The 22,846-nt window shown below is 66.1% G+C and carries 17 protein-coding genes; 10 read left to right on the top strand and 7 right to left on the bottom strand.

The genetic code is table 11. The features are described from left to right. Positions 1-230 precede the first annotated feature (230 nt). Positions 231-1,376 (top strand): acyl-CoA dehydrogenase family protein, encoded by a 1,146-nt coding sequence (locus AC07UK_RS24650; protein ID WP_494686345.1) that lies wholly within the window; start codon positions 231-233, stop codon positions 1,374-1,376. A gap of 231 nt (positions 1,377-1,607) precedes the next feature. Here AC07UK_RS24650 and AC07UK_RS24645 read toward each other — a convergent pair whose 3' ends face one another. After that, on the bottom strand, positions 1,608-3,185 hold the full coding sequence (locus AC07UK_RS24645; RefSeq protein WP_436224243.1) for an AMP-binding protein: 1,578 nt from the start codon (positions 3,183-3,185) through the stop codon (positions 1,608-1,610). Positions 3,186-3,516: 331 nt separating this feature from the next. Here AC07UK_RS24645 and AC07UK_RS24640 point away from each other — a divergent pair, with 331 nt between their 5' ends. The 3 genes from AC07UK_RS24640 to AC07UK_RS24630 are packed head-to-tail and all read left to right on the top strand — an operon-like array spanning position 3,517 to position 6,353. After that, entirely contained in the window at positions 3,517-4,665 is a 1,149-nt protein-coding gene (locus AC07UK_RS24640) for an acyl-CoA dehydrogenase family protein (protein WP_436224242.1), read from the top strand. A gap of 34 nt (positions 4,666-4,699) precedes the next feature. Continuing rightward, positions 4,700-5,155 carry a MaoC family dehydratase gene (locus tag AC07UK_RS24635; RefSeq protein WP_436224241.1) on the top strand — a complete coding sequence of 152 codons (456 nt, stop codon included), beginning with the start codon at positions 4,700-4,702 and terminating at the stop codon, positions 5,153-5,155. Between the two features lie 43 nt (positions 5,156-5,198). Continuing rightward, positions 5,199-6,353: an acyl-CoA dehydrogenase family protein gene (locus AC07UK_RS24630; RefSeq protein WP_436224240.1), complete on the top strand. Its 1,155-nt coding sequence runs from the start codon at positions 5,199-5,201 to the stop codon at positions 6,351-6,353. Positions 6,354-6,408: 55 nt separating this feature from the next. Here AC07UK_RS24630 and AC07UK_RS24625 read toward each other — a convergent pair whose 3' ends face one another. Next, positions 6,409-9,129 (bottom strand): winged helix-turn-helix domain-containing protein, encoded by a 2,721-nt coding sequence (locus AC07UK_RS24625; RefSeq protein ID WP_436224239.1) that lies wholly within the window; start codon positions 9,127-9,129, stop codon positions 6,409-6,411. 284 nt (positions 9,130-9,413) lie between these two features. On the opposite strand from AC07UK_RS24625, the gene AC07UK_RS24620 reads away from it, so the two are divergent. Together AC07UK_RS24620 and AC07UK_RS24615 are read left to right on the top strand one after the other, a co-directional pair. After that, positions 9,414-10,187: an enoyl-CoA hydratase/isomerase family protein gene (locus tag AC07UK_RS24620; RefSeq protein ID WP_436224238.1), complete on the top strand. Its 774-nt coding sequence runs from the start codon at positions 9,414-9,416 to the stop codon at positions 10,185-10,187. 27 nt (positions 10,188-10,214) lie between these two features. Beyond that, on the top strand, positions 10,215-11,459 hold the full coding sequence (locus AC07UK_RS24615) for a thiolase family protein (RefSeq protein ID WP_494686346.1): 1,245 nt from the start codon (positions 10,215-10,217) through the stop codon (positions 11,457-11,459). 571 nt (positions 11,460-12,030) lie between these two features. On the opposite strand, the gene AC07UK_RS24610 is transcribed toward AC07UK_RS24615, so the two are convergent. Genes AC07UK_RS24610 through AC07UK_RS24600 form a run of 3 tightly spaced genes read right to left on the bottom strand, consistent with a single transcriptional unit; the run spans position 12,031 to position 15,592 of the window. Beyond that, positions 12,031-14,064 carry an alkyl/aryl-sulfatase gene (locus tag AC07UK_RS24610; RefSeq protein ID WP_436224236.1) on the bottom strand — a complete coding sequence of 678 codons (2,034 nt, stop codon included), beginning with the start codon at positions 14,062-14,064 and terminating at the stop codon, positions 12,031-12,033. A 38-nt stretch (positions 14,065-14,102) separates the two neighbouring features. Further along, entirely contained in the window at positions 14,103-14,810 is a 708-nt protein-coding gene (locus AC07UK_RS24605; RefSeq protein WP_436224235.1) for an NAD(P)H-dependent oxidoreductase, read from the bottom strand. Between the two features lie 14 nt (positions 14,811-14,824). Continuing rightward, positions 14,825-15,592, bottom strand: a complete 768-nt coding sequence (locus tag AC07UK_RS24600; protein WP_436224234.1) for an enoyl-CoA hydratase/isomerase family protein — start codon at positions 15,590-15,592, stop codon at positions 14,825-14,827. A gap of 298 nt (positions 15,593-15,890) precedes the next feature. Between AC07UK_RS24600 and AC07UK_RS24595 the strand changes: the two genes are divergently transcribed. The 3 genes from AC07UK_RS24595 to AC07UK_RS24585 all read left to right on the top strand — a co-directional run bounded on the left by AC07UK_RS24595 (position 15,891) and on the right by AC07UK_RS24585 (position 20,082). Further along, positions 15,891-17,249: a DUF1214 domain-containing protein gene (locus AC07UK_RS24595; RefSeq protein ID WP_436224233.1), complete on the top strand. Its 1,359-nt coding sequence runs from the start codon at positions 15,891-15,893 to the stop codon at positions 17,247-17,249. Between the two features lie 212 nt (positions 17,250-17,461). Then, complete coding sequence (locus tag AC07UK_RS24590) at positions 17,462-18,499, top strand: DUF1254 domain-containing protein (RefSeq protein WP_494686347.1); 1,038 nt, start codon at positions 17,462-17,464, stop codon at positions 18,497-18,499. 224 nt (positions 18,500-18,723) lie between these two features. Further along, entirely contained in the window at positions 18,724-20,082 is a 1,359-nt protein-coding gene (locus AC07UK_RS24585) for an MFS transporter (protein ID WP_436224231.1), read from the top strand. A 96-nt stretch (positions 20,083-20,178) separates the two neighbouring features. Here AC07UK_RS24585 and AC07UK_RS24580 read toward each other — a convergent pair whose 3' ends face one another. Continuing rightward, positions 20,179-20,973 carry an SDR family NAD(P)-dependent oxidoreductase gene (locus tag AC07UK_RS24580; protein WP_436224230.1) on the bottom strand — a complete coding sequence of 265 codons (795 nt, stop codon included), beginning with the start codon at positions 20,971-20,973 and terminating at the stop codon, positions 20,179-20,181. A gap of 13 nt (positions 20,974-20,986) precedes the next feature. Further along, positions 20,987-21,781: an enoyl-CoA hydratase/isomerase family protein gene (locus AC07UK_RS24575; protein ID WP_436224229.1), complete on the bottom strand. Its 795-nt coding sequence runs from the start codon at positions 21,779-21,781 to the stop codon at positions 20,987-20,989. Positions 21,782-22,022: 241 nt separating this feature from the next. Between AC07UK_RS24575 and AC07UK_RS24570 the strand changes: the two genes are divergently transcribed. Then, positions 22,023-22,820: an enoyl-CoA hydratase/isomerase family protein gene (locus AC07UK_RS24570; RefSeq protein ID WP_436224228.1), complete on the top strand. Its 798-nt coding sequence runs from the start codon at positions 22,023-22,025 to the stop codon at positions 22,818-22,820. Positions 22,821-22,846 lie beyond the last annotated feature (26 nt).

Below are 22,846 nucleotides of genomic sequence, written 5' to 3'. Positions count from 1 at the left end.
TTTGCACGAAATCACCGAAATGTATCGGATCTTCCAGAAAAACGAGTAAGCCGCCGGAAGTTGTGGGTAAAGGCAAGATTCGCGGGAGGGGAACGGGCGCTTCCCGCGCTCTATGCTGGATCCGGCAAGCAGCCAGCGCCACGTTGGCCCCAGCCGGCACTTCCCGCGGCGTGCGCGCCAGCACCATTACATGCCGCATCCGTACGACGAGACCACAAGCGACCACCGCCATGGCAGACATCAATACCGCGCTTTTCACCGAGCAACAGATCCTGATCAACGATTCGGCCCGCCGCCTGGCAGCCGAAGTCATCGCGCCCACGGCCGCGGCACGCGACCGCGCCTCCGCCTGGCCGCGCGACGAGCTGAAGGTGCTCGGCGAACTCGGCTTCATGGGGATGCTGGTGCCCGAAGCCTACGGCGGGACTGGCGCAGGGTTGCTGGAATTCTGCCTGGCGCAGCACCAGTTCGCCTCGGTCGATGCCGGCCTCGCCACGATCGTGCACGTCCACAACTTCGTTGCCGCCACCATCGCCGCCCATGGCACCGAGGAACAGAAGCAGCGTCACTTGCCGGCGATGGCGCGCGGCGAGTCGATCGGCGCCTTCCTGCTGAGCGAGCCGCATGCCGGCTCCGATACCGCCGCGCTGCGCGCCACCGGCGTGCGTGACGGCGGGCACTACGTGCTGAACGGCGCCAAGCAGTTCATCTCGAACGGCAGCGAGGCCGGCGTTGGCATTGCCTTCGTGCTGACGGACAAGAGCGCGGGCAAGAAGGGCGCCAGCACCATCCTGGTCGACCCGAAGCAGCCCGGCTATGTGGTGACCCGCATCGAGGAAAAACTTGGCCAGCACACGGCGCAAACCGCGCAGATCGCACTGGAAGATTACCGCGCGCCGGCAACAGACCTGCTGGGCGCCGAAGGGCAGGGCTATCGCACGGTGATGAGCTCACTGTCGGATGGCCGCATCGGCATCGCCTTCATTGCCGCCGGCGCGGCACGCGGCGCACTGGAGGCGGCGACCGCGTACGCGAGCGAGCGCGAGGCCTACGGCGCGCCGATCAACCAGTTGCAGGGCGTGGCGTTCGACCTGGCGGACATGGCGACCCGCGTCGAGACCGCCTTCCAGTACAGCCTGCACGCCGCGCGCCTGGCCGAGGCCGGCGTCGACTGTGCGCGCGAAGCGGCGATGGCCAAGATGTATGCCAGCGACATCGCCGAAGAGGTCTGCTCCGATGCGCTGCAGATCCACGGCGGCTACGGCTACCTGACCGACTTCCCGGTCGAGCGCTACCTGCGCGACGTGCGCGTGACCCGGATCTACGAGGGCACCAGCCATATCCAGAAGTTGATTATTTCGCGCAGCCTGGGCTGAGCGGTCTGCCGGAGGGGCAGCAGGCGCTGCCGCTCTTCGCTGAAAAGCATCCAGTGGCTGTGCCCGCTTGCGGGCACCATTCCCGCACCACGCTGGAACCGGTGACGCCAAAAAAAACTCCGGCACGAAGCCGGAGTACCAAGACATCGCGGAGACCGGTGCGATGCCGTGTGGCCGGCTCGCCGCGCTCCGGTTATCCCGAAGCTTGCCGAGCCGGGCACCAACGACTCGTCAGGAGACCCGCCTGGGCTGGTCCGTCCAGTACTTCTCGCGCACGCGCCGGCGCAGGACCTTGCCAACCGCGCTGAGCGGCAGCGCATCGGTCATGGTGATGGTCTTGGGCGCCTTGAAGCGTCCGAGCCGGTCCTTGACATGCTCGATCAGCGCCTCGGCCTCCACCACTGCGCCAGGCCTGAGCACCACTTCCGCATGCACTGCCTCGCCCCATTTTTCATGGGGAATGCCGACCACGGCCGACATGAAGACGGCGGGGTGGGCGTTGAGCGATGCTTCGACCTCGACGGCATACACGTTGAAGCCGCCGCTGATGATCATGTCCTTCTTGCGGTCGACGATGAATACATAGCCGCCCTCGTCGACATAGCCCAGGTCGCCGGACTTCCAGAAGCCGTCGCAGAACTCGGACGCCGTGCCTTCCGGGTTGCCGTGGTAGCCGCTGATGGTGCCGCGGCCGCGCAACCAGATCTCTCCCGTGGTGCCGGGCGCGACGTCATGACCCGCTTCGTCGACGATGCGGATTTCGATGCCGATGGTCGGACGGCCGGCGGATGCGAGCCGGCCGGTCTCGATGGCGGTCAGGTGATCGGCCTGCGTCAGGGTGCAGACCGCCTGCGCGCATTCGGTCGCGCCGTAGAGCTGGAAGAAGATATTGCCGAAGCGCTGCTGCGCCTGTGCCAGCTTGGCCGGGCTCATCGGTGCGGCGCCGTAGTAGAGGGTGCGCAGGCTGGACAGGTCATGCTTCGTCGCTTCGGGCAGTTCCAGCAGGACGTTCACCAGGGTCGGCACCATCAGCGTGGTGGTCACCTTCTCCGTTTCGACATTGCGGCACCACGCCTTGAGGTCGGCCGCGTTCTGCGTCAGCGTGCAGCCGCCGCGAAACAGGGTCGGCAGGAACGACAGGCCGGAACCGTGGCTGACCGGCGCGATGTGCAGGTAGCGCGTGCGCTGGTTCAGCGCCACGCTTTGCTCGGGGTCGGCATACATGGTGTCGCGCGCCGCGAGCCAGTTGTCGATGGTGTACTGGGCGCATTTGCTGCGGCCCGTCGTGCCGCCGGTGAAGCGGTAGATCAGGATGTCGGACCGGGTGTCGGACTGAACACCGGGCTCGGCGTCGGAGGCGCCTTCGAGCAAGTCCCAGAAGTGATACACGCCTTCGCGCGGCGCCGGTGGCGGGTCCATGCACACCACGGTCACGCCGCGCTCGCGCAGCATGCCGGCGTAGCGGTCCAGCAGGGAAGTCTCGAGAAAGACCACCTTGGGGCGGATGAACTCCACCTGCCAGCGGTGCTCGTCAAAGGCGTCGCGGATATTGGTGTGCGCGACCGCTGCTTCGCCCTTGAAGGCGGTCCAGGCGTGCAGCAGCGAGAGGTTGTCGTTCTCCAGGATGCAGAGCGCGACATCGCCGCGGCGCAGGCCAAGACGGGTGCGCATCATGTTGGCGATGCGGTTGGTCAGCCGGTGCAACTCGCCGAACGTGTAGCGCCGGCCGCGCTCGATATTGACCAGCGCTTCCTGTGCGGCGAACTGCACGGCAACCTGCCCCATGACGCGGGCGAAGTCCATGTTCATTGCTGTCTCCGTGGCTCTGTTCTATCGGTGTTCTGCCGGAGCAGTGTAGGAGCGGGGCGTTTCGTCGCTCCCCTCCCCTGAGGAGAGGGGGAAGGACGCCGGCCGACCGCACGGCGGTTGAGGCGTCGGTGGGGCAATCCCTTTCCATGCAAGAGGGGCACCGCCCCCGCAAAAGGGGAGGGGAAGAAAGCGATCCTGCCTGACTAAGATGACTTCGCAAGCCAAGGCGCAGACGCAACCGGATGAACCCGGCACGAGCGGCGGCACCGCGATATTTGAGCGATCGGCAGGACAGCATGGATGGCGCTGCGTCCGCCGCAAAGGACATAGCATGGACTTCGATCTGACTTCGGAACAACAACTGCTGCAAGACAGCGTGCGCCGCTTTATCGACAGGGCGTATAGCTTCGAGGCGCGCACCGCGCTGGTAAAGGCCGGCTGTGACGCCACCACCGGCAACTGGGGCCTGTTCGCCGAGAACGGCTGGCTGATGGCCGCGCTGCCGGAGGCATACGGCGGCCTGGGCGGCACGCTGCTGGAAACCGCGATCATCGCCCAGGAGATGGGGCGTGGACTGGTGGTCGAACCCTACCTCGGCTGCGCCGTGCTGGCGGCGCAGACGCTGCTGGCCGGCGGCACCGAGGCGCAGAAGGAAGCCCTGCTGCCGCTGCTCGCCGCGGGCTCGATGCGCATCGCGCTGGCCTACAGCGAACCGGCTTCGCGCGGCTTGCCGGAGCCGGTCTCGGTTCGGGCGGAGCGCGATGGCGACCATTACGTGCTGCAGGGCACCAAGTCGCTGGTGCTAGGAGCGGTCGGCGCGCATGCGTTCATCGTTTCCGCCGTGGTGCCGGGCACGGATGGCATCACGCTGCTGCTGGTCGAGGGCGATGCCCCGGGCCTGCACCGCCGGGCCTTGCCGCTGCACGACGGCAGCTGGGTCGAAGAACTGACCTTGGATGGTGTGCGCGTGGCGGCGCAAGCCGTGCTGGGTGAGCCGGCGCAGGGACTTTCCGCGCTGCACGCCGGTCTGGCGAGCGGCACCGTCGCGCTTTGCGCCGAGCTGATCGGCGCCATGGAAAAAACCATCGAGCTGACCGCCGAGTACCTGAAGACCCGCCAGCAGTTCGGCGTGCCGATCGGTTCCTTCCAGGCACTGCAGCACCGCATGGCAGAGATGGCGGCCGAGATGGAAGTGGCGCGTTCGATGCTGCACGCGGCACTGGCCTCGCTGGCCAATGACGACGCGGCGACGCAGCAGCAGGTGCTGTCGGCCGCCAAGATGCTGATCGGCCGGGCGGCGAAGCTCGTCTGCGGCCAGGGCATTCAACTGCACGGCGGCATCGGCATGACCGAGGAATACGCAGTCGGCCACTACTACAAGCGCGCCGTGGTGGCGGACCTGCTGCTGGGCAGCAGCGACAGCAATGAAGCCGCCTGCGCGGCAGCCTTGCAAACGGCATTGCATGCCGAGGCCGCCTGACGCGCAACCATCCCATCCACAAGAGCGAGACCCCATGAAGACCTATGAAACCGTGGCCCAACTCCAATCCCTGGTGGGAGAGGTGGTCGGCACCAGCGACTGGACCCTGATCGACCAGCAGCGCATCAATACCTTCGCCGACGCGACGGGCGACCATCAGTGGATCCATGTCGACCCGGTGCGCGCAGCCAGCGGCCCGTTCGGCGCGCCGATCGCGCATGGCTTCCTGACGCTCAGCCTGCTGCCAACCTTCATCCAGCAGGCGCTCGCCATCCAGGACATCAAGATGGGCGTGAACTACGGCATGAACAAGGTGCGCTTCCTGAAACCGGTGCCGGTGAACAGCCGCCTGCGTGCCCGCTTCAAGCTGGCGGGCTTCGAGCCGCTCGCCAACAACGGCACGCAGCTCACCTACGAAATGACGGTCGAAATGGACGGCTCGGACAAGCCGGTGTGCGTGGCCGACACGATCATGCGCGTATTCGCCTAAGCCGGCGGAAAGACAGACTAGTAACAGGAAAGAGAGCCAGACCATGAACGATACCTCCACCGTGCTCCTGAGCGAGCAGGAAACCATGATCCGCGATGCTGCCCGCAAGGTGGCGCAGGAAGTCGTTGCCGCGACGGCAGCCGAACGCGATCGCAGCAGCGCCTGGCCGCGCAGCGAACTGAAGGCGGTAGCCGAGCTGGGTTTCCTCGGCATGCACGTGCCCGAGGAGTACGGCGGCTCGGGGGCAACGTTCCCGGAATACTGCCTCGCCATCGAGGAGTTCGCCGCAGCCGACGCCGGCTTTGCCACCATCCTGCACGTGCATAACGGCCTGGCCGGCGCGGTGGCCGACGCTGGCAGCGAAGCGCAGAAGCGCAAGTACCTGCCGGGCATGGCGTCCGGAGAGACCATCGTCGCCGGCCTGCTGACGGAACCGCAGGCAGGCTCGGATACCGGCGCTTTCCGCACCACCGCACGGCGCGAGGGCGATCACTACGTGCTCAACGGCAGCAAGCAGTTCATCTCCAACGGCAATGAAGCGGGCGTTGGCATCGCCATTGCTGCCATCACCGAAACCCCGGAAGGAAAGAAAGGCCCGAGCCTGTTTATCGTCGATCCGCGCGCACCGGGCTACACCGTTACCCGCGTCGAGGAAAAGCTCGGCCAGCGTTCGGCCCATGTCGCCGCGATCCAGCTCGATAACCACCGCGTGCCGGCAGAGGACCTGATCGGTGAGGAAGGCGCAGGCTACAAGCGCGTGATGGGCATGCTGTCCGAAGGCCGCATCGGCATTGCCGCGGTCGCCTGCGGCGTGGCCCGCGCCGCGCTGGAGGCGGCCGTGCAGTACGCGAAGGAGCGCGAAGCGTATGGCGGGCCGATCATCAACCTGCAGGGCGTCGCCTTCGACCTGGCCGACATGGCCACGCAGGTAGACGTGGCGCACCAGTTCATGCTGCATGCAGCCCGTCTGCAGCAAGCCGGGGTGCCTTGCGCCAAGGAAGCCTCGATGGCCAAGCTGTTCGCCAGCGAGATCGCGGAGAAGGTGTGCTCCGGCGCCATCCAGATCCATGGCGGCTATGGCTACCTGACCGACTTCCCGGTCGAGCGCTACTACCGCGATGCCCGCGTGACCAAGATCTACGAGGGCACCAGCCACATCCAGAAGGTCATCATTTCGCGCAGCCTGGGGGCGCGCTGAACGGGCGATTTTAGGCCCTTGGCCAGCCACCGGCTGGCCCTTTTTTTCTACCGGCCTACTTCAGCAGCCCACGCTGGCGCGCCAGCGCGATCGCATCGTAGCGGCTCGACACCCCCAGCTTGGCCAGGATGTTCTTCACGTTCCATTTCACCGTGCCGAACGTGATATTGAGCGTCAGCGCGATTCGCTTGTTCGACATCGCCTCCGCGATCAGCGCGAGGATCTCCAGTTCGCGCGGCGTCAAAGGGCCGCGTTCGGCATCCGGGTTGATGCGGGCACTGGCGCTGGCCGCCGCGCTGACGGGCGGTGCGTCCGCCCGGACAGTGCCTGGCGTCATCCGCGCCAGGATATCGGCGAGGTAGCGCGCCACGGGCGCAGGCAGGCTGTCGTCTGCCTGCAGGCGGGCCAGTAACCCGACCGTCTGCACCTTCGTGTCGAGCAGCGTGCGCACGAGCCCCAGCTTGGCGGCGAGTGTCACCGCCTCCGTCAGGCAGCGCGCCGACTCGGCACCCTGCTGCAAGCCATCATGCGCTACAGCCGCCAGCAAGTTGGCCCGCACCACCGTCGGGGCGCGCCCGTACTGTTCGCCAAAGCGGCGCACCTCGGCCAGCGCCCCCAGCGCTACCCGGTGGTTGGAGTCGGCCAGCGCTAGCTGTGCGCGCACCAGCGCTGCAATGGCCGGTATGCGGGCCAGGGCGCCGGTGGCGTGCTCGTGGACCTTGCGCAGGCCTTCAAGCCGCGCCCCCAGTTCGACCGCGCGGCGGTGTTCGCCGATGGTCAGGAGGATATTGACCTGCTCGGCGAGCATGTAAGCGAGGGCGCGGTCCAACCCGAGGATGTGGAAGTGCGACGCCTGCGCCTCGAGGAAGGACAGCGCGGTTTCCGGAACGTCCTGCAGGAAGTCCAGACGTGCCCGGCAAAGGGAGGATTGCATCATCACGTCTGGCCATGACGACTGCGTCATGCCGGTGCGGTTGGCGAGCGCCTCGCGCGCGTCGTCGATGCGGTCCAGTTCGTAGCACGCGGAGGCCAGTGTCGCGGCGCACAGGTTGGCGGGCAGCGAGGCACGGCCATATACCGCTTCGGCCCGGGCCAGGATGCTCCTGCCGAGACGCTCGGCTTCCCTGACGTCGCCTTCGACAAGGCAGGTCTGCGCGCGGCAGCTCTCGAACACCATCGCCATGTCGTTGTCGCGGTCTTCCGCGGGGATCGGGTTCGCATCGAACAGCCGGCGCGCGTCGTCGTGCCGACCGACCGCGAGATAGGCGACCACCAGCCCCGCCAGGCACACGTAGCGCAGCGATGCGTTCTCCATGGGCGCGTTGCACAGCGGCTCCAGCACCTCGATGACGCGCCCCATGTCGTCGCGCTGTACCGCGACGGAGGAGTCGATAATGGGAAACTTGGACGACAGGGCCGGGATCTTCGCGGCTTCCGTGCGGCGGATCTGTTTAAGCCAGCGCTCGGCCTTGTCGGCCCGTCCGGTGAAGGCATGGGTCAGGCAGCCGAGGAAGAAGAGGCGCGGATGCGAGAACAGCGTTTCTTGCGGCAGGCGATCCAGCATGTGCAGCAGGGGGCCGATATAGGACATGCTCCAGGTCGACCGGGTGGCGGCCTGTTCCATGGCGTCGGCAGCGAAGCCGAGATCCCCGCCGAGGCTGGCGTGGCGCACGGCCTCCACCAGCAGGTCATTGGCGGCGAACCAGCGGCTGGCACGGCGATGGACGGTCTCCACGGCATCCTTGCCCTGCTCCGCAAGACGCTGGGCAAGGAACTCACCGAACAGCGGATGGAAGCGGTACCACGGCGAAGGATCGTCGGTCTCCACGCGGTAGATCAGCAGGTTCTCGTCCTCGGCGCGCTTGATCAGGTCGGCGGCGTCCGGGTTCTCCGTGACGGCCTGGGCCAGGCCGGCATTGAAGCGCCGGAATACCGACAGCTGCTCCATGAATGACGTCAGCGCCGGCGGCAGATAGGCCACCACATCCTCGGCGAGATAGGACTGCAGGTCGGCCGACTTCCACAACAGCGAACGCAGGTTGGCGCGCTTGGCCGGCCGGATGCGCAGCATCGTGGCGACCGGCTGCAGGCTGGCCGGCCAGCCGTTGGTCAGGTCATGGATCAGGCGCACTTCGTCGGCGCTCAGCTTCAGCGTGCTGAGGTTCTGGTCGAAGAAGGCGCGCGATTCTTCCAGGTTGAACGGCAGTTCGGCGAAGTCGATCTCCGACACCTGGCCCTGCATGCGCAGCCGGCCGAGGCTGAGCGGCGGCACGGTGCGCGAGGCGATGACGATATGCAGGTTGCCCGGACAGTGGTCGAGCAGCTTTTGCAGCAGCCGGTGCGCGGCGGCGGCTTCGACATGCTGGTAGTCGTCGATGAGCAGGTAGAGCTCGCGGTCGATCTCCTCCACGGCACTGGTCAGCACGGCCACCAGGGCTTCCATGGACTGCTCGCTGCCGGCGGCATCGGGCACGACATCGTCGGCGCGCATGCCGATGCGCTGGAAGGCCGCCAGTAGGTAAGTGCAGAAGCTGGGGAACTGCCTGTCGTCATGGCTCAGCGACAGCCATGCCACATCGATGCCCGCCTTCATCAGCTCCTGCCGCCACTGCGCCAGCAGCACGGTCTTGCCGAAGCCGGCGCCGCCGGTGATGAGCGTGCACGCGCAGTCCTTGGTGTCGCGCAAGCGGGCCAGCAACTGTTCGCGCGGGATGTGACGGGGGCTGATGCGGGGCGGAGAGAACTTCGTCGCCACCAGGAGATTGTCGGGATTCATCGCGGAAGCTTGCTTGGATGGATTTGCCTTTGGCGCCGGCATCGATGTACCGGACCAGGGGCGGCGTGTCGGCACATTATGGCGTTCCCCCTCGCGGTTTGGATAGTGGTGGTGATACCGAAAGCGCAGCCTGGGCACGTGCGATATCCGGCACAAAGCGGGCGTCCGGTTTGCGCGCGCCCGGGAACGTCCGCAAGGGGAGGGGCAGCCAGGCGCGCCGCTGGCGTACCTTGCATCCAGCCAGAAACGCTATCGGCGTTCAGATTTTGGATCAAGGAGAAGACATGAGCGAACCCGTTTCATTTTCGGTCAAGGGCCAGGTCGGCTGGATTACCCTGCTGCGTCCGGAGGCCCGCAATGCCATCAGCAAGGACATGGCGCTGGCCATGGCCGCGCAGCTGCGTGCCTGGCAGCAGGACGACCAGGTGCGCGTGGTGGCGGTGACTGCCACCGGCCCCGCCTTCTGCGCCGGCGCTGACCTGAAGGCATCCGGCACGCCCGGGCCCGGCGAGCCGGACCTGCTCGATACGCTCGTGGCCTTCTTCGACACGCTGCGCGCGTTCCCCAAGCCCACCATTGCCGCCGTGAACGGCCTGGCAGTGGCTGGCGGCCTGGAGACGGTGCTGGCCTGCGACTTCGTGATCGCCGCGCAGAGCGCCCGCTTTGGCGATGCCCATTCCAACTTCGGCGTGTTCCCGGGCGGCGGCGGCGCAGCCGTGCTGCCGCGCAAGATTCCGCTGAACATTGCCAAGTACCTGCTGTACACCGGTGAATCACTGCCCGCCGCCGACATGAAGCAATACGGTCTGGTCGCCGAAGTGGTGGCCGACGAGGAACTGGTGGCCCGCGTGCAGGCCATCGGCGACAAGCTGGCAAAGAAGAGCCCGCTGGTGCTGCGCAAGATGAAGAAGGTGGCGGACGAAGCCGCCGACAAGCCGGTTGCCGACGCGCTGCGCCATGAGCTGCTGGAGCTGCGCAACCACCAGCGTTCGTACGACATTGCCGAAGGCCTGCGCGCCTTCGCCGAGAAGCGTACGCCGGAATTCAAGGGCTATTGATCGAAGACTGCACCGGAGCAAAGACACATGGAAAACATCTACATCGTTGGCGTCGGCATGACGCCGTTCGGCCGCCACGCCGACAAGACCGTCAAGCAACTCACCGCCTGGGCCGTGGAAGACGCGCTGAAGGACGCTGCTTGCGACCGCAAGTGGGTGCAGGCCGCGTTCTTCGGCAATTGCACGCAGGGGCATTTCGACGGCCAGCACATGATCCGCGGCCAGGTGGCGCTGCTGCCGCTGGGCTTCGACAGCATTCCCATCTTCAACCTGGAAGGCGCGTGCGCCTCGTCCAGCCACGCCTTCAACCTGGCCGTCACGCAGCTGCGTGCCGGTGCTGCGGACGTGGCCATTGCAGTCGGCGCGGAGAAGATGTTCTACAGCGACAAGGCCAAGATGTTCTCTGCCTTCGAATCCGCCTGGGATATCGAGACCTTCGAGGACAACAAGAACTACCTCGCGGAGATGGGCAAGGGCATCGTGCCGCCGCCGGGTTCGCAGTCGGAGAAGCCCTACAGCCCGTTCATGGACGTGTACGCGGCGTTGGGCCGCGGCGGGCTGATGGAGCGCTTCGGCATCACCCAGCGCCAGCTGGCCGCGGTGTCGTCGAAGAACCACGGGCATTCGGTGCACAATGAGCGCTCGCAGTACCGCAACGCGATCAGCATCGAGGAAGTCCTGGCCGCGCCGCCGATCACGTATCCGATCACGCTGCCGATGTGCTCGCCGATCTCCGACGGCGCCGCTGCCGCCATCGTCTGCACGGAATCGGCGCTGAAGAAGTACGGCTTCGACCGCAAGCGCGCCGTCAAGGTGCTGGCGAGCGTGGTGCGTTCGGCTTCGGCGCGCGCCGCCGACGATTTCGACAAGGGCTGCACGCACCTGGCCGGCAAGGCGGCCTTCGAGCAGGCCGGCATTTCGCCGAAGGACGTCGACGTGGCCGAAATCCATGACGCCACCGCCATTGGCGAACTGCTGGCGATGGAATCCCTGGGCCTGTGCGAAGCGGGCGCGAGCGGCGAGATGGCCGAGCGCGGCGAGACCACGCTGGGCGGCAAGCTGCCGATCAATCCGTCCGGCGGCCTGGAATCGAAGGGCCACCCGATCGGCGCGACCGGCATCGGCCAGATCTTCGAGCTGGTGGAGCAGCTGCGCGGCGACTGCGGCAAGCGTCAGGTGGAGGGTGCGCGTATTGCCCTGCAGGGCAATGGCGGCGGCCTGTGGCGCGTCGAGGAATCGACGGAGCACGTCGGCATCTTCGGCCTGGCTTGAGGGCAGCCACACGCGCAACGTCATAGGGGGAATGTAAGCGAAACGGGGGATGCCGCAATGCGGCATCCCCCGCTTTGTCTGCGAACCGGATGGCTTCACTTCGTTGAAGCTCCGGCCCTCACCCCCGCCCCTCTCCCGCAGGCGGGAGAGGGGAGAAAACAAGCAGTACGACAAATCCGCAGGGTCACCGGCGATAGCGCCGTGCGAGCGAAGCGATGCACTCTGTGCCAGGGCACTCAACCTGCGATGCTGAGTGCGCGCAGCGCAGCCGAAGGCGTGCCACCGATAACCTGGTTAGCAGGCTGCCAATAGACTAAAGTCGGGTTCGTCCAATAGTCCGTCGACGCAGGCACCGGACAGGGAGCGTAGCTGGGTCGAACGGGCAACCACACAAAACGGCAAGCATCGCCGCTTGAACCACCAACACCGTGCAATTTATGGCCAGCCGCCCAGGCGACGCGCTCTTTGCCTACTTTCTGTCGCTCGGACAGAAAGTAGGTCGCCGGCTACGCCGGCGAAACAGCCACGCCCGCCAAGATCGATAACCGACCGCAGTGCCCCAGCCCCCGCTTCAACTCGGGTCAGAATTCGGCGTCACCACCTTGAACCACGAAGGAAACGTATCGAGCATCGCCAGCAACTGCTCCAAAGCAGCCCGCCGGCCCGACAGCACGAGATCCCCCGACGCCACAGCCTGCTCGACGGTCAGCTCCTTGCGCTGCAGCCGCTCCAGCACACTCTTGCTCAGCTTCAGGCTGGCATCCGCCTTCGGCATGGCCTTCGGAAAATGGTTGAGCACACCATTCTTGACCTCCAACGCGTACTGCCGCTTGAGGTCGGTGAGATCAACATTCAGCACCAGATGCTTGCCCGCCGCCTTCGGGCCGTTCAGGCGCACCGCCATGTAGTCAAACAGCATCTCCGGCGGCATCGCCTGGGCGGTATCCGGGCTGGCCGTCTGCACGCGCCGGGCGTTCGGCACACCGTTGCGCAGCTCATAGGCGCCTTGCAGGTACTCAGCACGCCAGGTCGGCGCCTCGGCCTGGTAGCCAAGTTGCTCATAGCTGTCAGCCAGCAGTTCGCGCGCTTCCTTGTTATCGGGATTGGCGTAGACAACCTGGCGCAAGGCCTCCGCCAGCCAGCGGTATTCACCCTTGTCGAAGTCCTTGCGCGCGCGCGCCAGGATGGCAGCTTCGCCGCCCATATATTCGACGTACTTCTTCGCGGCGGGCACCGGCGGCAGCGGATCGAGCGACGACGGGTTGCTGTCGTACCAGCCCAGGTAGCGCTGGTACACCGCGCGGGTGTTGTGCTTGACCGTGCCCCAGTAGCCGCGGTTCGGCCAGAAGTTGGCCAGCTCGGGCGGCAGCTTCACGGTTTCAGCGATCTCGGTGCCGATGTAGCCCTGGTTCATCATCCGGACCGACTGGTCATGGATGTACTTGTACAGGTCGCGCTGCTTCTCGAAGTAGTCGATGATGCGGTCGTGACCCCACATCGGCCAGTGGTGTGACTGGAACTTGACCTCGAGGTCCTTGCCGAAGCTGGCGATGGTCGCGTTGATGCCATCCACCCACTTGGTGGCATCGCGCACTTGCGCGCCGCGCAGCGTCAGCAGGTTGTGCAGCGTGTTGGTGGTGTTCTCGGCCATCCACATGGCCTTGAATTGCGGGAACCAGGTGTTCATCTCCGCCGGCGCTTCCGTGCCGGGGGTGAGCTGGAACACCATCTTCACCCCGTCGATCACCAGCTCCTGCCCGTCCTTGGCGATCGTTTCCGTCGGCGGCAGCAGGGTGACGGTGCCGGGGGCGCCGAGGATGCCAAGGCCGCCTGCCAGCCGCCCTTGCGGATGGATCGGCAGTGACGCGCCACCCATGTAGACCGAGCGGCGGCTCATGGCGTTGCCGGCGATGACATTCTCGCTGACCGCTTCCGCCATGAATCCTTCCGGCGCAATGATGCGTACCTTGCCGGCCTTCACATCGGCCTCGTCGACAATGCCGCGGACGCCGCCGTAGTGGTCGACATGGGAATGGCTGAAGACCACCGCGACGATCGGGCGGCGCCCCAGGTGCTGCGTAAGCAGGTCGAACGCCGCCCGGGCGGCCTCGGCGGAGGTCATCGTATCGAGGACGATCCAGCCGGTATCGCCCTGGACCAGCGTCATGTTCGCGAGTTCGAGGCCCCGTACCTGGTAGATCCGGTCAGTGACCTTGTAGAGCCCGTAGTTGGCCAGAAGCTGGGCGTTGCGCCACAGGCTCGGATTGACCGCGTCGGGCGCCGGCTTGTCATTGCCGACCTGCGCCGCGAGTGCCGCGACGCTGGCACCGACGTTGCCGTACGCGGCACGCATCGCAGCCGGGTCCGGCCGCGCGATCAGGCCACGCTGCGCGTCCTCGAAATCCTGCCGGTCCTTGAATGGCAGCTGGTTCAGCACTGCACGGTTTGCCGCGATCGTGGCAGCGGTGGGCGGCTTCGGCGCTGCCGGTTGGGGCTGGCCGGCGGCCGGCGCGGCCTGCGCCATGGCATTGCCATGGACGAGCGCGACCGCAGCCATTCCGATGGCGAGGCGGGTGGCAACCCGACGTGTGTGGTGAACAGCCATTTTGGTCTCCTTGATTGCTGTCTTCGTTGTGGTTTCGGTCATGCCCGCTTCAGGGGGTGGAGCATATCGTCGAAGTCATCCATCGACGGAAACTGCAGCGGGACCAGGCTGTCGATCTGCCGCAGCCGACGGCGATACTGCTCAAGCAGCTCAGCACGCTGTTCCGGCTGGATATACGGAACGTGATGTGCGACGAACGGCGGCAGCACGGTCATGCCGGTGTAGGCCAGCGTGCCGCGCAGGATCGGCCGGAGCATGTCGTCCAGTTCGCCGTGGATCCCGCCTTGCGTAAGCATGTGCGGCTGGCCGCCGATAGTCATGGCCAGCATCGCCTTCTTGCCGCGCAACCCGCCACGGTCATAGAAGCGCATGCCGCCGTAGCATTTGCCGGAGATGAGCACGCGGTCGATCCATCCCTTGAGAATCGCCGGCATCGAGAACCAGTAGATCGGGAAGTTGAAGATGACCAGGTCCGCCCACTCGAGCTTTTCCAGCTCGCCAAGGATGTCCGGCGCCAGCGTCTTCTTCTCGTAGCCATGCCGTTGCTCCAGCGCGTAGACCAGGTAGTCGGCATTGGCGCGGCCGCCGAAGTCGTCGTGGTCGGCAACGGCTTTCCATTGCATGGCGTAGAGGTCGGAGATCTTCACCTGGTGCCCCTGGACCTCAAATTCCTCGACCGCGAGGGTCTTCATCGCCGCGTTGAACGATTGCGGCTCAGGGTGGGCGAATACGATCAGTACATTCATGGCGGATCCTTCTGTCACTTGCGCCGCTCGGCGGCGAGGCGGGCCTGCAGCGCGTCGATACGCTGGTGATTCTCTTCCGACCCGATGTAGGTCCGGAACAGCCACTCCTGGGCGCGCATGGCGCCGTCGAGGTCCAGGTTCAGCAACTGGTTGGACAGCCGCTTGGTCTCCGCCAGGCACATCCGGTCGTAGCCAGCCATCTCCACGGCGATGGCCCTGACCGAGGCAAGCAGTTCGCCCTCCGGGAACACCTTGCTGACATAGCCCATGCGCTCGGCCTCCGCGGCATCGTAGATCCGGCCGCTGAGCGCGACTTCCTTGGCGCGGCCCAGGCCGATGATGCGCCACAGCGGGTCCATGATCGGCGTGAGCGACAGCGCCACCTCGCGCTGCCCGAACTTCGCCCGGCTGGCGGCGTAGCGGATGTCGCACATCATGGTCAGGTCGAAGCCGCCGGCGATGGCGGCGCCGCCGACGGCGGCAATGACGGGTTGCGGGCAAAACAGCACGGCCCGGTAGGCGCGGTGGAAAAGCGCCGTGTAGGCCTCGTTCGTGACCTTTTCCAGCTTGCGGATCTCGTTGAGATCGAAGCCCGCGGAGAAAATGCGTTCGCCACCCGTCAGGACAATGACGTTGACGTCATCCCGCGCCGCGAGGCCGTTGAAGATGGCAATGACTTCCTCCAGTACGGCGGGGGAGAGTGCATTGCCCTTGTCGGGACGGTTGATGGTGACCGTTGCGACCTTGTCGGAGATGTCGAGCAGGAAGAATTGATGAGGCATGGTGGGTTCCGCGATTCAGAGGCAGATGCCGTCGCTCCATTGGCGGAATGAGGGCTGTTGGCCGATTCTGGATGGTGAGGCAGGCTTTCGCCCCTCTCCTGTGGGAAGGGGGCCAGGAAAGGGCGTGGCCGATCCCAACGCTGCCCCAGCCTCCCATTGCGGGAGGGGACGGCCGGCTGCAAGCCGGGCCAGGATTTACTTCAGGTGCGTCCGAGTGTGCGGTCGCCGCCGCATGCAGCGGGCTGCGGTGTAGCGAAAGGCCCGCTGGCCCATGTTCGACAACGGAAAGGAGTAGAGGATGGATTTGCCCCGCTTGCCACTGACTTTGGTTGCCGTCGCGGCGTCGCTGCTGATCGGCGCCTGCCAGCACCAGCTTCCCAACGCAATCGCCGCTCCGGCCGCGGCCCAGCAAGCGAAGGTCCCTGATCAGGACATCAGCGATGCCTACATCTACCTGCTCGGGCGCCTGCTCGTGCTGCGCCAGCAGCAACTGGACTTTCGCGAGGGCATGACCTGGAACCAGCTGGTGCATCGCAAGCCAGGCGCGGTGGACTGGCCGAATCCCAATCTTGATGTGGCCTATTCCGAAGCGTGGGTCGCCGTGGATGAGAACAGCTGCACGATCGTCACCGTGCCGAAGATCACGGACCGCTATTACACGGTGCAGTTCCTCAACGGCTGGGGCGAGACACTGGCCAATATCAACGACCGCACGTTCTCCAGTCGGCCCAGCGGCGACTTTGCCGTATGCCTGCGCGGCGCCAGGGTCGCGCTGCCGGCGAATGTGACGCGGGTCGACCTGCCGGCGCGCTATACGCGGGTGCTGTCCCGCGTTGAACTGGGTGCGGACTGGAAGCAGGCGGTAGCGCTTCAGCAGCAGTTCAAGATGCGGGCGACCGGAGCACCGCGCCTGCCGCGCATTCCGCAAACACCTGTGTTCGACTTGCGGAAGCTGCCGGGCGTTGAAGCATTCGACGTCGCCGAGGCGGCGCTGGCGAGCGAGCCGGACCTGAACCCGGGCATGGAACCGCTGCAGGCGAAAGTGCGTGCCATTGCCCGGTCCATCGCCAACCCCGACGAACGCGCCCGCGTGGACGGTGTGATCCGCCAGCGTGCATTTGCCAACTTTGCAAAGGCCAGCCGGACCATTGGCCCGGGCACCATTCGCAACGGATGGGCGCGTGCTGCCGTGTCGGGTGCCTATGGCAGCGACTACCTCAGCCGTACCCTGTTCAACTATGGCGGGATATGGGTCAACACGTTCGACGAGGCCAATTACTTCCGGGGCGCGGTTGACAGTGCCGGCGCACCGCTGGACAGCGGCCACACCTATTCGCTGACGTTCCCGAAGGACCAGCTACCTGCTGCCGAGGCGCGCTATTTCTGGTCGATCCTCGCGGTGGATTCGCGCTACTTCAAGGTCTTGCCGAATCCCTTGAATCGCTTCCTGCTCAACAACCAGTCAGCGTTGCAGTACGGCAAGGATGGCTCCCTGACCCTGTACTTCGGCCCGAAAAAGCCGGACCACGCGCCGGAGGCCAACTGGCTGCCGACGCCGGCCGGCCAGCAGTATCGGCTGATGCTGCGGTTCTACGGGCCGAAGGACGGCGAGGCGGCCCGCAAGTATGTGCCGCCGCCGATCGTGCGGGTGTCGTGACGCGCGGTAGAGGGCAGCAGGCGCGGCTACGGTCGCGCTTGTTTGCTCCCCTCTCCCGTCTTGCGGGAGAGGGGCAGGGGGAGAGGGCAGGCGCTGGCATACCGGCGCGCTTCGCTTCGTTGATGCGCCGGCCCTCTCCCCAACCCTCTCCCGCAAGCGGGAGAGGGAGTACGCAAACGGGATTCAAGACCACGATAGGATGGAGAATGAATATGTCAGTGAAGTCTTTGCATGCCGCCGCCTGCGCCATGCTGGCCACCGTCGCGCTCAATGTGCACGCCCAGGTTGACGCAGGCGCACCGGTTCCTGTGACCGTCGACAATTTCCGGCGCGCCGAGTCGGACCGCTACTTCGGCTTCACCGTCAAGCGAGGCGGCTTTGGCAAGTTTTCCCATTTCCGCGAACTGGTGCCGGTGGGCACCCAGACCGTGGTGCGCCCGAACCGCGACACGCTGTACTCCACTGCCGTGTTCGATTTTGACGCGGGACCAGTCACCGTCACCATGCCGGATGCGGGCAAGCGCTTCATGTCGCTCGCGGTGCTGGACCAGGACAGCCACGTCCTGGGCGTGCGCTATGGCGCTGGCAGCCATACTTTCACGCGGGAGAGCGTCGGCACGCGGTACCTCATGCTGGGCGTGCGGACGCTGATCGACCCGGGCAAGGCCGACGACGTGAAGCAGGCGTGGGCGCTGCAGGATGCCATCCGTGTCAGCCAGCCGAATGGCCCGGGCCGCTTCGACGTGCCAGATTGGGACAGCGCCAGCCAGGACGCCCTGCGCAAGATGCTGATCGCGCTGGGGACCACCATACCCGATTCGAGGCGGATGTTTGGCAAGCGGGACCAGGTCGATCCGGTGCGCCACCTGATTGGAAGCGCCATCGCATGGGGCGGCATCCCGGAGAAAGACGCCTTCTACCAGATCGTCACGCCCGAGCGCAACGATGGCACGACGAGCTACCGGCTCGACGTCCCCACCGTGCCGGTGGGGGCGTTCTGGTCTGTCAGCGTGTACGACGCTTCGGGCCACTTCCAGCGCAACGCGCTCGGCGCTTACTCGATCAACAGCCTGACCGCGAAGCGGGGCGCGGACGGCTCGGTTTCGATCCACTTCGGCGACTGCGGCCAGGATGCGACCAACTGCCTGCCGATCATGCCGGGCTGGAACTGCATGGTCCGCTATTACTTGCCGCAGCCGGAGATCCTCCAGGGCACGTGGAAGCTGCCGCCGCCCCGGCCGGTCTCCTGACGGAGTGGCCGGCGCGCAAGCGCGTGCGACATGGGAAAGGCAAGGGGGCGTTGAAACGTCCCCTTGCCGTTTACCCTGCCCGCCTTTGATACGTCCCCTCCCGAAAGTGGGGGAGAGCGCGGCGAAGCCACTGCGTATCGTCAGACGCGTCCACCGGCGGTCCTTGCGGTGGACCCGCGCCGGGCTCGGCGCCGGACGACACGACAATACCTATAGGAGACGCCATGACGAATCTGTCACGCACGCTGGACGTGCAGCAGTTCATCAACGAACATCGATTTTCGCGGTACCAGTGGAAGATCCTGGTCACCTGCTTCCTGCTTATCGCCATCGACGCCTACGACAGCGTGGCCATCGGCTTCGTCGTGCCGGTGCTGGTGCGCGAATGGGGTACGACCAGGGCCGCATTCGGCCCGGTGCTGAGCGTGGGGGTACTCGGGCTGGCGCTCGGCGCGCTGATCGCCGGGCCGCTGTTCACCCGCACCAGCCCGAAGACGGTGATGGTCGGCTCGATGCTGCTGTTCGGGCTGTGCAGTCTCGGCACCATGACGGCGGACTCGCTCGTATCGCTCGGTGCCTGGCGCTTCTTCACCGGCGTCGGCGTGGGCGCGGCAGTGCCCGGCGCGGTAACGCTGATCTATGAGTATGCGCCGGCTCGCATCAGTGCGTTCCTCGTCAATACCATTGCTTGCGGCGCCCTGATCGGCGCATCGCTGTGCGGACTGACCGCGGCGGCCGTGGTGCCGTCATATGGCTGGACCAGCGTCTTCCTGATCGGCGGCATCGTGCCGGTCGCGCTGGCCTTGTTCATGCTGGTCACCATGCCGCAGCCGCTGCAGTTCATGGTCCAGCAGAACTATCCGGCGACCGCCATCGCCGCGGTGCTGCGCCGAATCGCGCCCGAGGCACAGATCGCCGACGATACCCGTTTCGTGCTGCCGGCAGCGCCCGAGCCGGGCAAGTCGGGCGTCGCCGTGGTGCTCTCCAGGCAACTGCGCACGGGCACTGCCATGCTTTGGAGCGCCTACTTCTTCGGCACCTTTGCCTACTACCTGCTGCTGGGCTGGCTGCCGACGCTGGTACAGGACATGGGCGCCTCGCTGCAGCATTCGTCCCTGATCACCGTGCTGCTGACCGTGGGCGGCATCTTCGGCACCTTTGTGTTCGGCTGGCTGATGGACCGCTTCGACAAGAACAACGTCATTGCCGGCGCCTTCGTGCTGGGTGGGGTGGGCATGTGGCTCGTCGGTCAGCAGAAGGGCGACCTGACCTGGGTGGCCACCTGCGTCTTCCTCGGCGGCATCGGGCTGAGCGGTGCGCTGATGTCGATGGGCGCAGTGGCGGCGGCGTTCTATCCGGCCAGCGGCCGTTCGACAGGCATCTCGTGGATGCATGGCGTTGGCCGCTTCGGTGGTATCGCCGGTCCGATGGTCGGCGCGCTGATGCTGCGCGATGGCTTTGCCCTGGCGACTGTCTTTACCGTGGTGATGGGGTTCGTGCTGGTCTCCGCCGTGGCGCTGATGATCAAGGGGGCCGCGGCGAGGCGTGCGGGTGGGAATCCGTTGCGGGCGGAGTCTGCGTAACTGTTTGCGGACCAATGGCGCCAGCATGCAACTGACGCCCTTGGTGGACGCTCCCCTCTCCCGCAAGCGGGAGAGGGGAGCAAACCGGCCGGAGCACTACCCCCTGGAAGCGTCGCCGTCCGCCCCGAATGCCGTCCACCCGCCATCGACCGGCAGCGTCGCTCCGGTCACGTACGAAGCCCAGTCCGACGCCAAGAACGCCACTGCCTGCGCAACCTCGACGGGATACCCCAGCCGGCCCATCGGCGTGCGGCGTTCCAGCGTGGTGACGTCGAGCCGCCCTTCGCTCGTCATGGCGTCAAGTGGCGGCGTACGGATGATGGCCGGGGCAACGCCATTGACGCGGATGCCTTTCTGCGCCCATTCGCAGGCCAGCGAGCGCGTCAGCATGATCACGCCGGCCTTGGACGCGGTATAGGCGGCAATGCCCGGTCCGCCCCCGAGACCATAGATCGAGGCGATGTTGACGATGGCCCCGCCGCCCTGTTCGAGCATCTGCGCGCCGACCGCCTTGCACATCAGCCACGTTCCGGTCAGGTTGACGTCGAGAGTGCGCTGCCACGTTGCCACCGGCTGCTTCACCGTGCGGCTGGCAGGTTCGAGCATCCCCGCGTTGTTGACCAGGATGTCGATCCCGCCCATGTGGGCAACGGCTTCCGCCGTGATGCGTAGCACATCCGCTTCGGACGACACATCGCCGCGCAGCATCCTGCGCCCGGGCAGGTCAGGCGCGGGATTCAGGTCGGAGGCGCAGACCACGGCGCCTTGCCCGGCAAAGAATTCCGCGATGGCCGCGCCGATGCCGCTGGCGCCACCGGTCACCAGGACCCGCTTGCCGCTGAAATCCATGGGCAGGCCCTGGCTGGCGCCGTTGTTCATGGTGTTCCCCATTCCGTCGCTCCGCTCATTGGCCGGTAAACGTTGGCTTGCGCTTGGCCAGCAGGGCATTGACCGCCTCGCGGTGGTCGTCCGACTTGCTGGCCAGCCATTCGTAGGACATGCAGGTATCCATGATGGAGTGGGCGAGCTGCTTGAGGCCGATATTGACGGATACCTTGGTCCAGCGGATCGCTTGCGAGGCCCCGGCGGCCAGGCGGTCGGCAAACTGGTTGACGCGCTCGTCCAGTTCCGCGGCAGGCACCGCATGGTTGATCAGCCCGATGCGCTCCGCCTCAATAGCCGTCAGCGCATCGCCGGTCAACAAGTACTCCTTGGCGCGGGCGTAGCCGATCAGCTGCGGCCAGATGATGGCGCCGCCGTCGCCGGCCACCAGGCCGACATTGACGTGCGGATCGGCGAACTTCGCGGTGTCGGCGGCGAAGATCACGTCGCAGAACAGGGCAATGCTGCAGCCCAGGCCGATCGCCGGACCGTTCACCTTGGCGATGATCGGCTTCTCGCAGTCGAGCTGGGAGAAGACGATCTGCTTGCCTTCGCGGGCCGTCACGCGGAACGCCGCTGGATCGTCAAAGCCAGCCTTCACGGCCTCCAGGTCGCCGCCGGCGGAAAAGGCGCGGCCGGCGCCGGTCAGGACGATGACCTCCGACTCCGGGTCATTGTTGGCATCGATGAAGACCCGCGCCATCTCGGCGTGCAGGCCGCTGTTGAAGGCATTGAGCTGCTCCGGGCGGTTGAGGGTGATCTCTAGCACCTTGCCGCGCCGGGCAAAGCTGATGTGCTGGTAGTCGCTGAAGTTCATGGTGTCTCCTCCATGTGGATGGGTTTGCAACGGGTGCCCGGACCACGATAGCCAGCGCGTCTCCGGTGCGTCCCCTCCCTGAACGGCGGGGGTGCAACGCATGGCGCACTTTCATCCCTGCCGGCATCCCATCCCTCCCCGCCGCCTACGGCAAAAAAGGGAGGGGCGCAGATCCCACACCCCTCCCTAAGATGACTCCGCAAGCGCAAATCAGGACGCTTCGCTGGAGAGGGGAATCTGCATGTCTGACAACACCGTGCTATTGGAGAAGGTCGGCGCAACCGCCGTCATCACGCTGAACCGGCCGCACAGGAGGAATGCGCTCGACGCTTCCATCAAGGCGGCGATGGCGGACATCGTCCGCACGGTCAGGGAAGACCGGTCGGTGAGCGCGGTCGTGCTGACCGGTGCCGGCGGCAACTTCTGCGCCGGGGCGGATCTGGGCGACGGCGGCGCGGACGCCGAGCGCGGCTTCTATGTGCGCGACCTGCTGCTGGACCACCATGGCTGGTTTGCCGAACTGACCGACCTGGAAAAGCCGGTGATCTCCGCCGTCGACGGCTTCGCCACCGGCGCTGGCCTGTCGGTGGCGCTGGCGGCCGATTTCATCATCGCCAGCGAGCGGGCGCGCTTTGTGTCGAGCTTCGCCCGGGTCGGCTTCGTTCCCGACCTGTCGCTGATGTACGCGCTGCCGCGCCGGGTCGGCCTGGTGCGCGCCAAGGAGATCGTCTTCTCCGCCCGCGAAGTCCAGGGCGAAGAGGCGGTGGCCATCGGCCTGGCCGAGGCCGTGGTGCCGGCCGAGCGCCTGCGCGATGCCGCCATCGAATTCGCGCAACGCTTTGACAAGGCCCCGACCCACGTGCTGGGCATGGCCAAGCGCATCATGAACCGGACCTTCGAGACCGACCGGCATGCATTGCTCCAGCTCGAAGCCGCCGTGCAGGGCCTGTGCGCGGCCAGCCAGTACAACGCCGAGGCGGTACGGCGCTTCTTCTCGAAGGAAGCTCCACTGTTCCCGGGCACGCAACGCCTGTTCTGACGGGAATCGCCGATTTCCGTCTGGTT

Source organism: Cupriavidus sp. GW821-FHT07C08 (assembly GCF_059419025.1).
Note: the sequence above shows the minus strand (reverse complement) of the source record. Positions and strands in the feature narration are given on the sequence as shown.

Excerpts from the sequence above, each read along its gene's own strand:
- AC07UK_RS24650 (WP_494686345.1), top strand. The coding sequence starts at position 231 with ATGGCAGACATCAATACCGCGCTTTTCACCGAGCAACAGATCCTGATC.
- AC07UK_RS24645 (WP_436224243.1), bottom strand. The coding sequence starts at position 3,185 with ATGAACATGGACTTCGCCCGCGTCATGGGGCAGGTTGCCGTGCAGTTC.
- AC07UK_RS24640 (WP_436224242.1), top strand. The coding sequence starts at position 3,517 with ATGGACTTCGATCTGACTTCGGAACAACAACTGCTGCAAGACAGCGTG.
- AC07UK_RS24635 (WP_436224241.1), top strand. The coding sequence starts at position 4,700 with ATGAAGACCTATGAAACCGTGGCCCAACTCCAATCCCTGGTGGGAGAG.
- AC07UK_RS24630 (WP_436224240.1), top strand. The coding sequence starts at position 5,199 with ATGAACGATACCTCCACCGTGCTCCTGAGCGAGCAGGAAACCATGATC.
- AC07UK_RS24625 (WP_436224239.1), bottom strand. The coding sequence starts at position 9,129 with ATGAATCCCGACAATCTCCTGGTGGCGACGAAGTTCTCTCCGCCCCGC.
- AC07UK_RS24620 (WP_436224238.1), top strand. The coding sequence starts at position 9,414 with ATGAGCGAACCCGTTTCATTTTCGGTCAAGGGCCAGGTCGGCTGGATT.
- AC07UK_RS24615 (WP_494686346.1), top strand. The coding sequence starts at position 10,215 with ATGGAAAACATCTACATCGTTGGCGTCGGCATGACGCCGTTCGGCCGC.
- AC07UK_RS24610 (WP_436224236.1), bottom strand. The coding sequence starts at position 14,064 with ATGGCTGTTCACCACACACGTCGGGTTGCCACCCGCCTCGCCATCGGA.
- AC07UK_RS24605 (WP_436224235.1), bottom strand. The coding sequence starts at position 14,810 with ATGAATGTACTGATCGTATTCGCCCACCCTGAGCCGCAATCGTTCAAC.
- AC07UK_RS24600 (WP_436224234.1), bottom strand. The coding sequence starts at position 15,592 with ATGCCTCATCAATTCTTCCTGCTCGACATCTCCGACAAGGTCGCAACG.
- AC07UK_RS24595 (WP_436224233.1), top strand. The coding sequence starts at position 15,891 with ATGGATTTGCCCCGCTTGCCACTGACTTTGGTTGCCGTCGCGGCGTCG.
- AC07UK_RS24590 (WP_494686347.1), top strand. The coding sequence starts at position 17,462 with ATGTCAGTGAAGTCTTTGCATGCCGCCGCCTGCGCCATGCTGGCCACC.
- AC07UK_RS24585 (WP_436224231.1), top strand. The coding sequence starts at position 18,724 with ATGACGAATCTGTCACGCACGCTGGACGTGCAGCAGTTCATCAACGAA.
- AC07UK_RS24580 (WP_436224230.1), bottom strand. The coding sequence starts at position 20,973 with ATGGGGAACACCATGAACAACGGCGCCAGCCAGGGCCTGCCCATGGAT.
- AC07UK_RS24575 (WP_436224229.1), bottom strand. The coding sequence starts at position 21,781 with ATGAACTTCAGCGACTACCAGCACATCAGCTTTGCCCGGCGCGGCAAG.
- AC07UK_RS24570 (WP_436224228.1), top strand. The coding sequence starts at position 22,023 with ATGTCTGACAACACCGTGCTATTGGAGAAGGTCGGCGCAACCGCCGTC.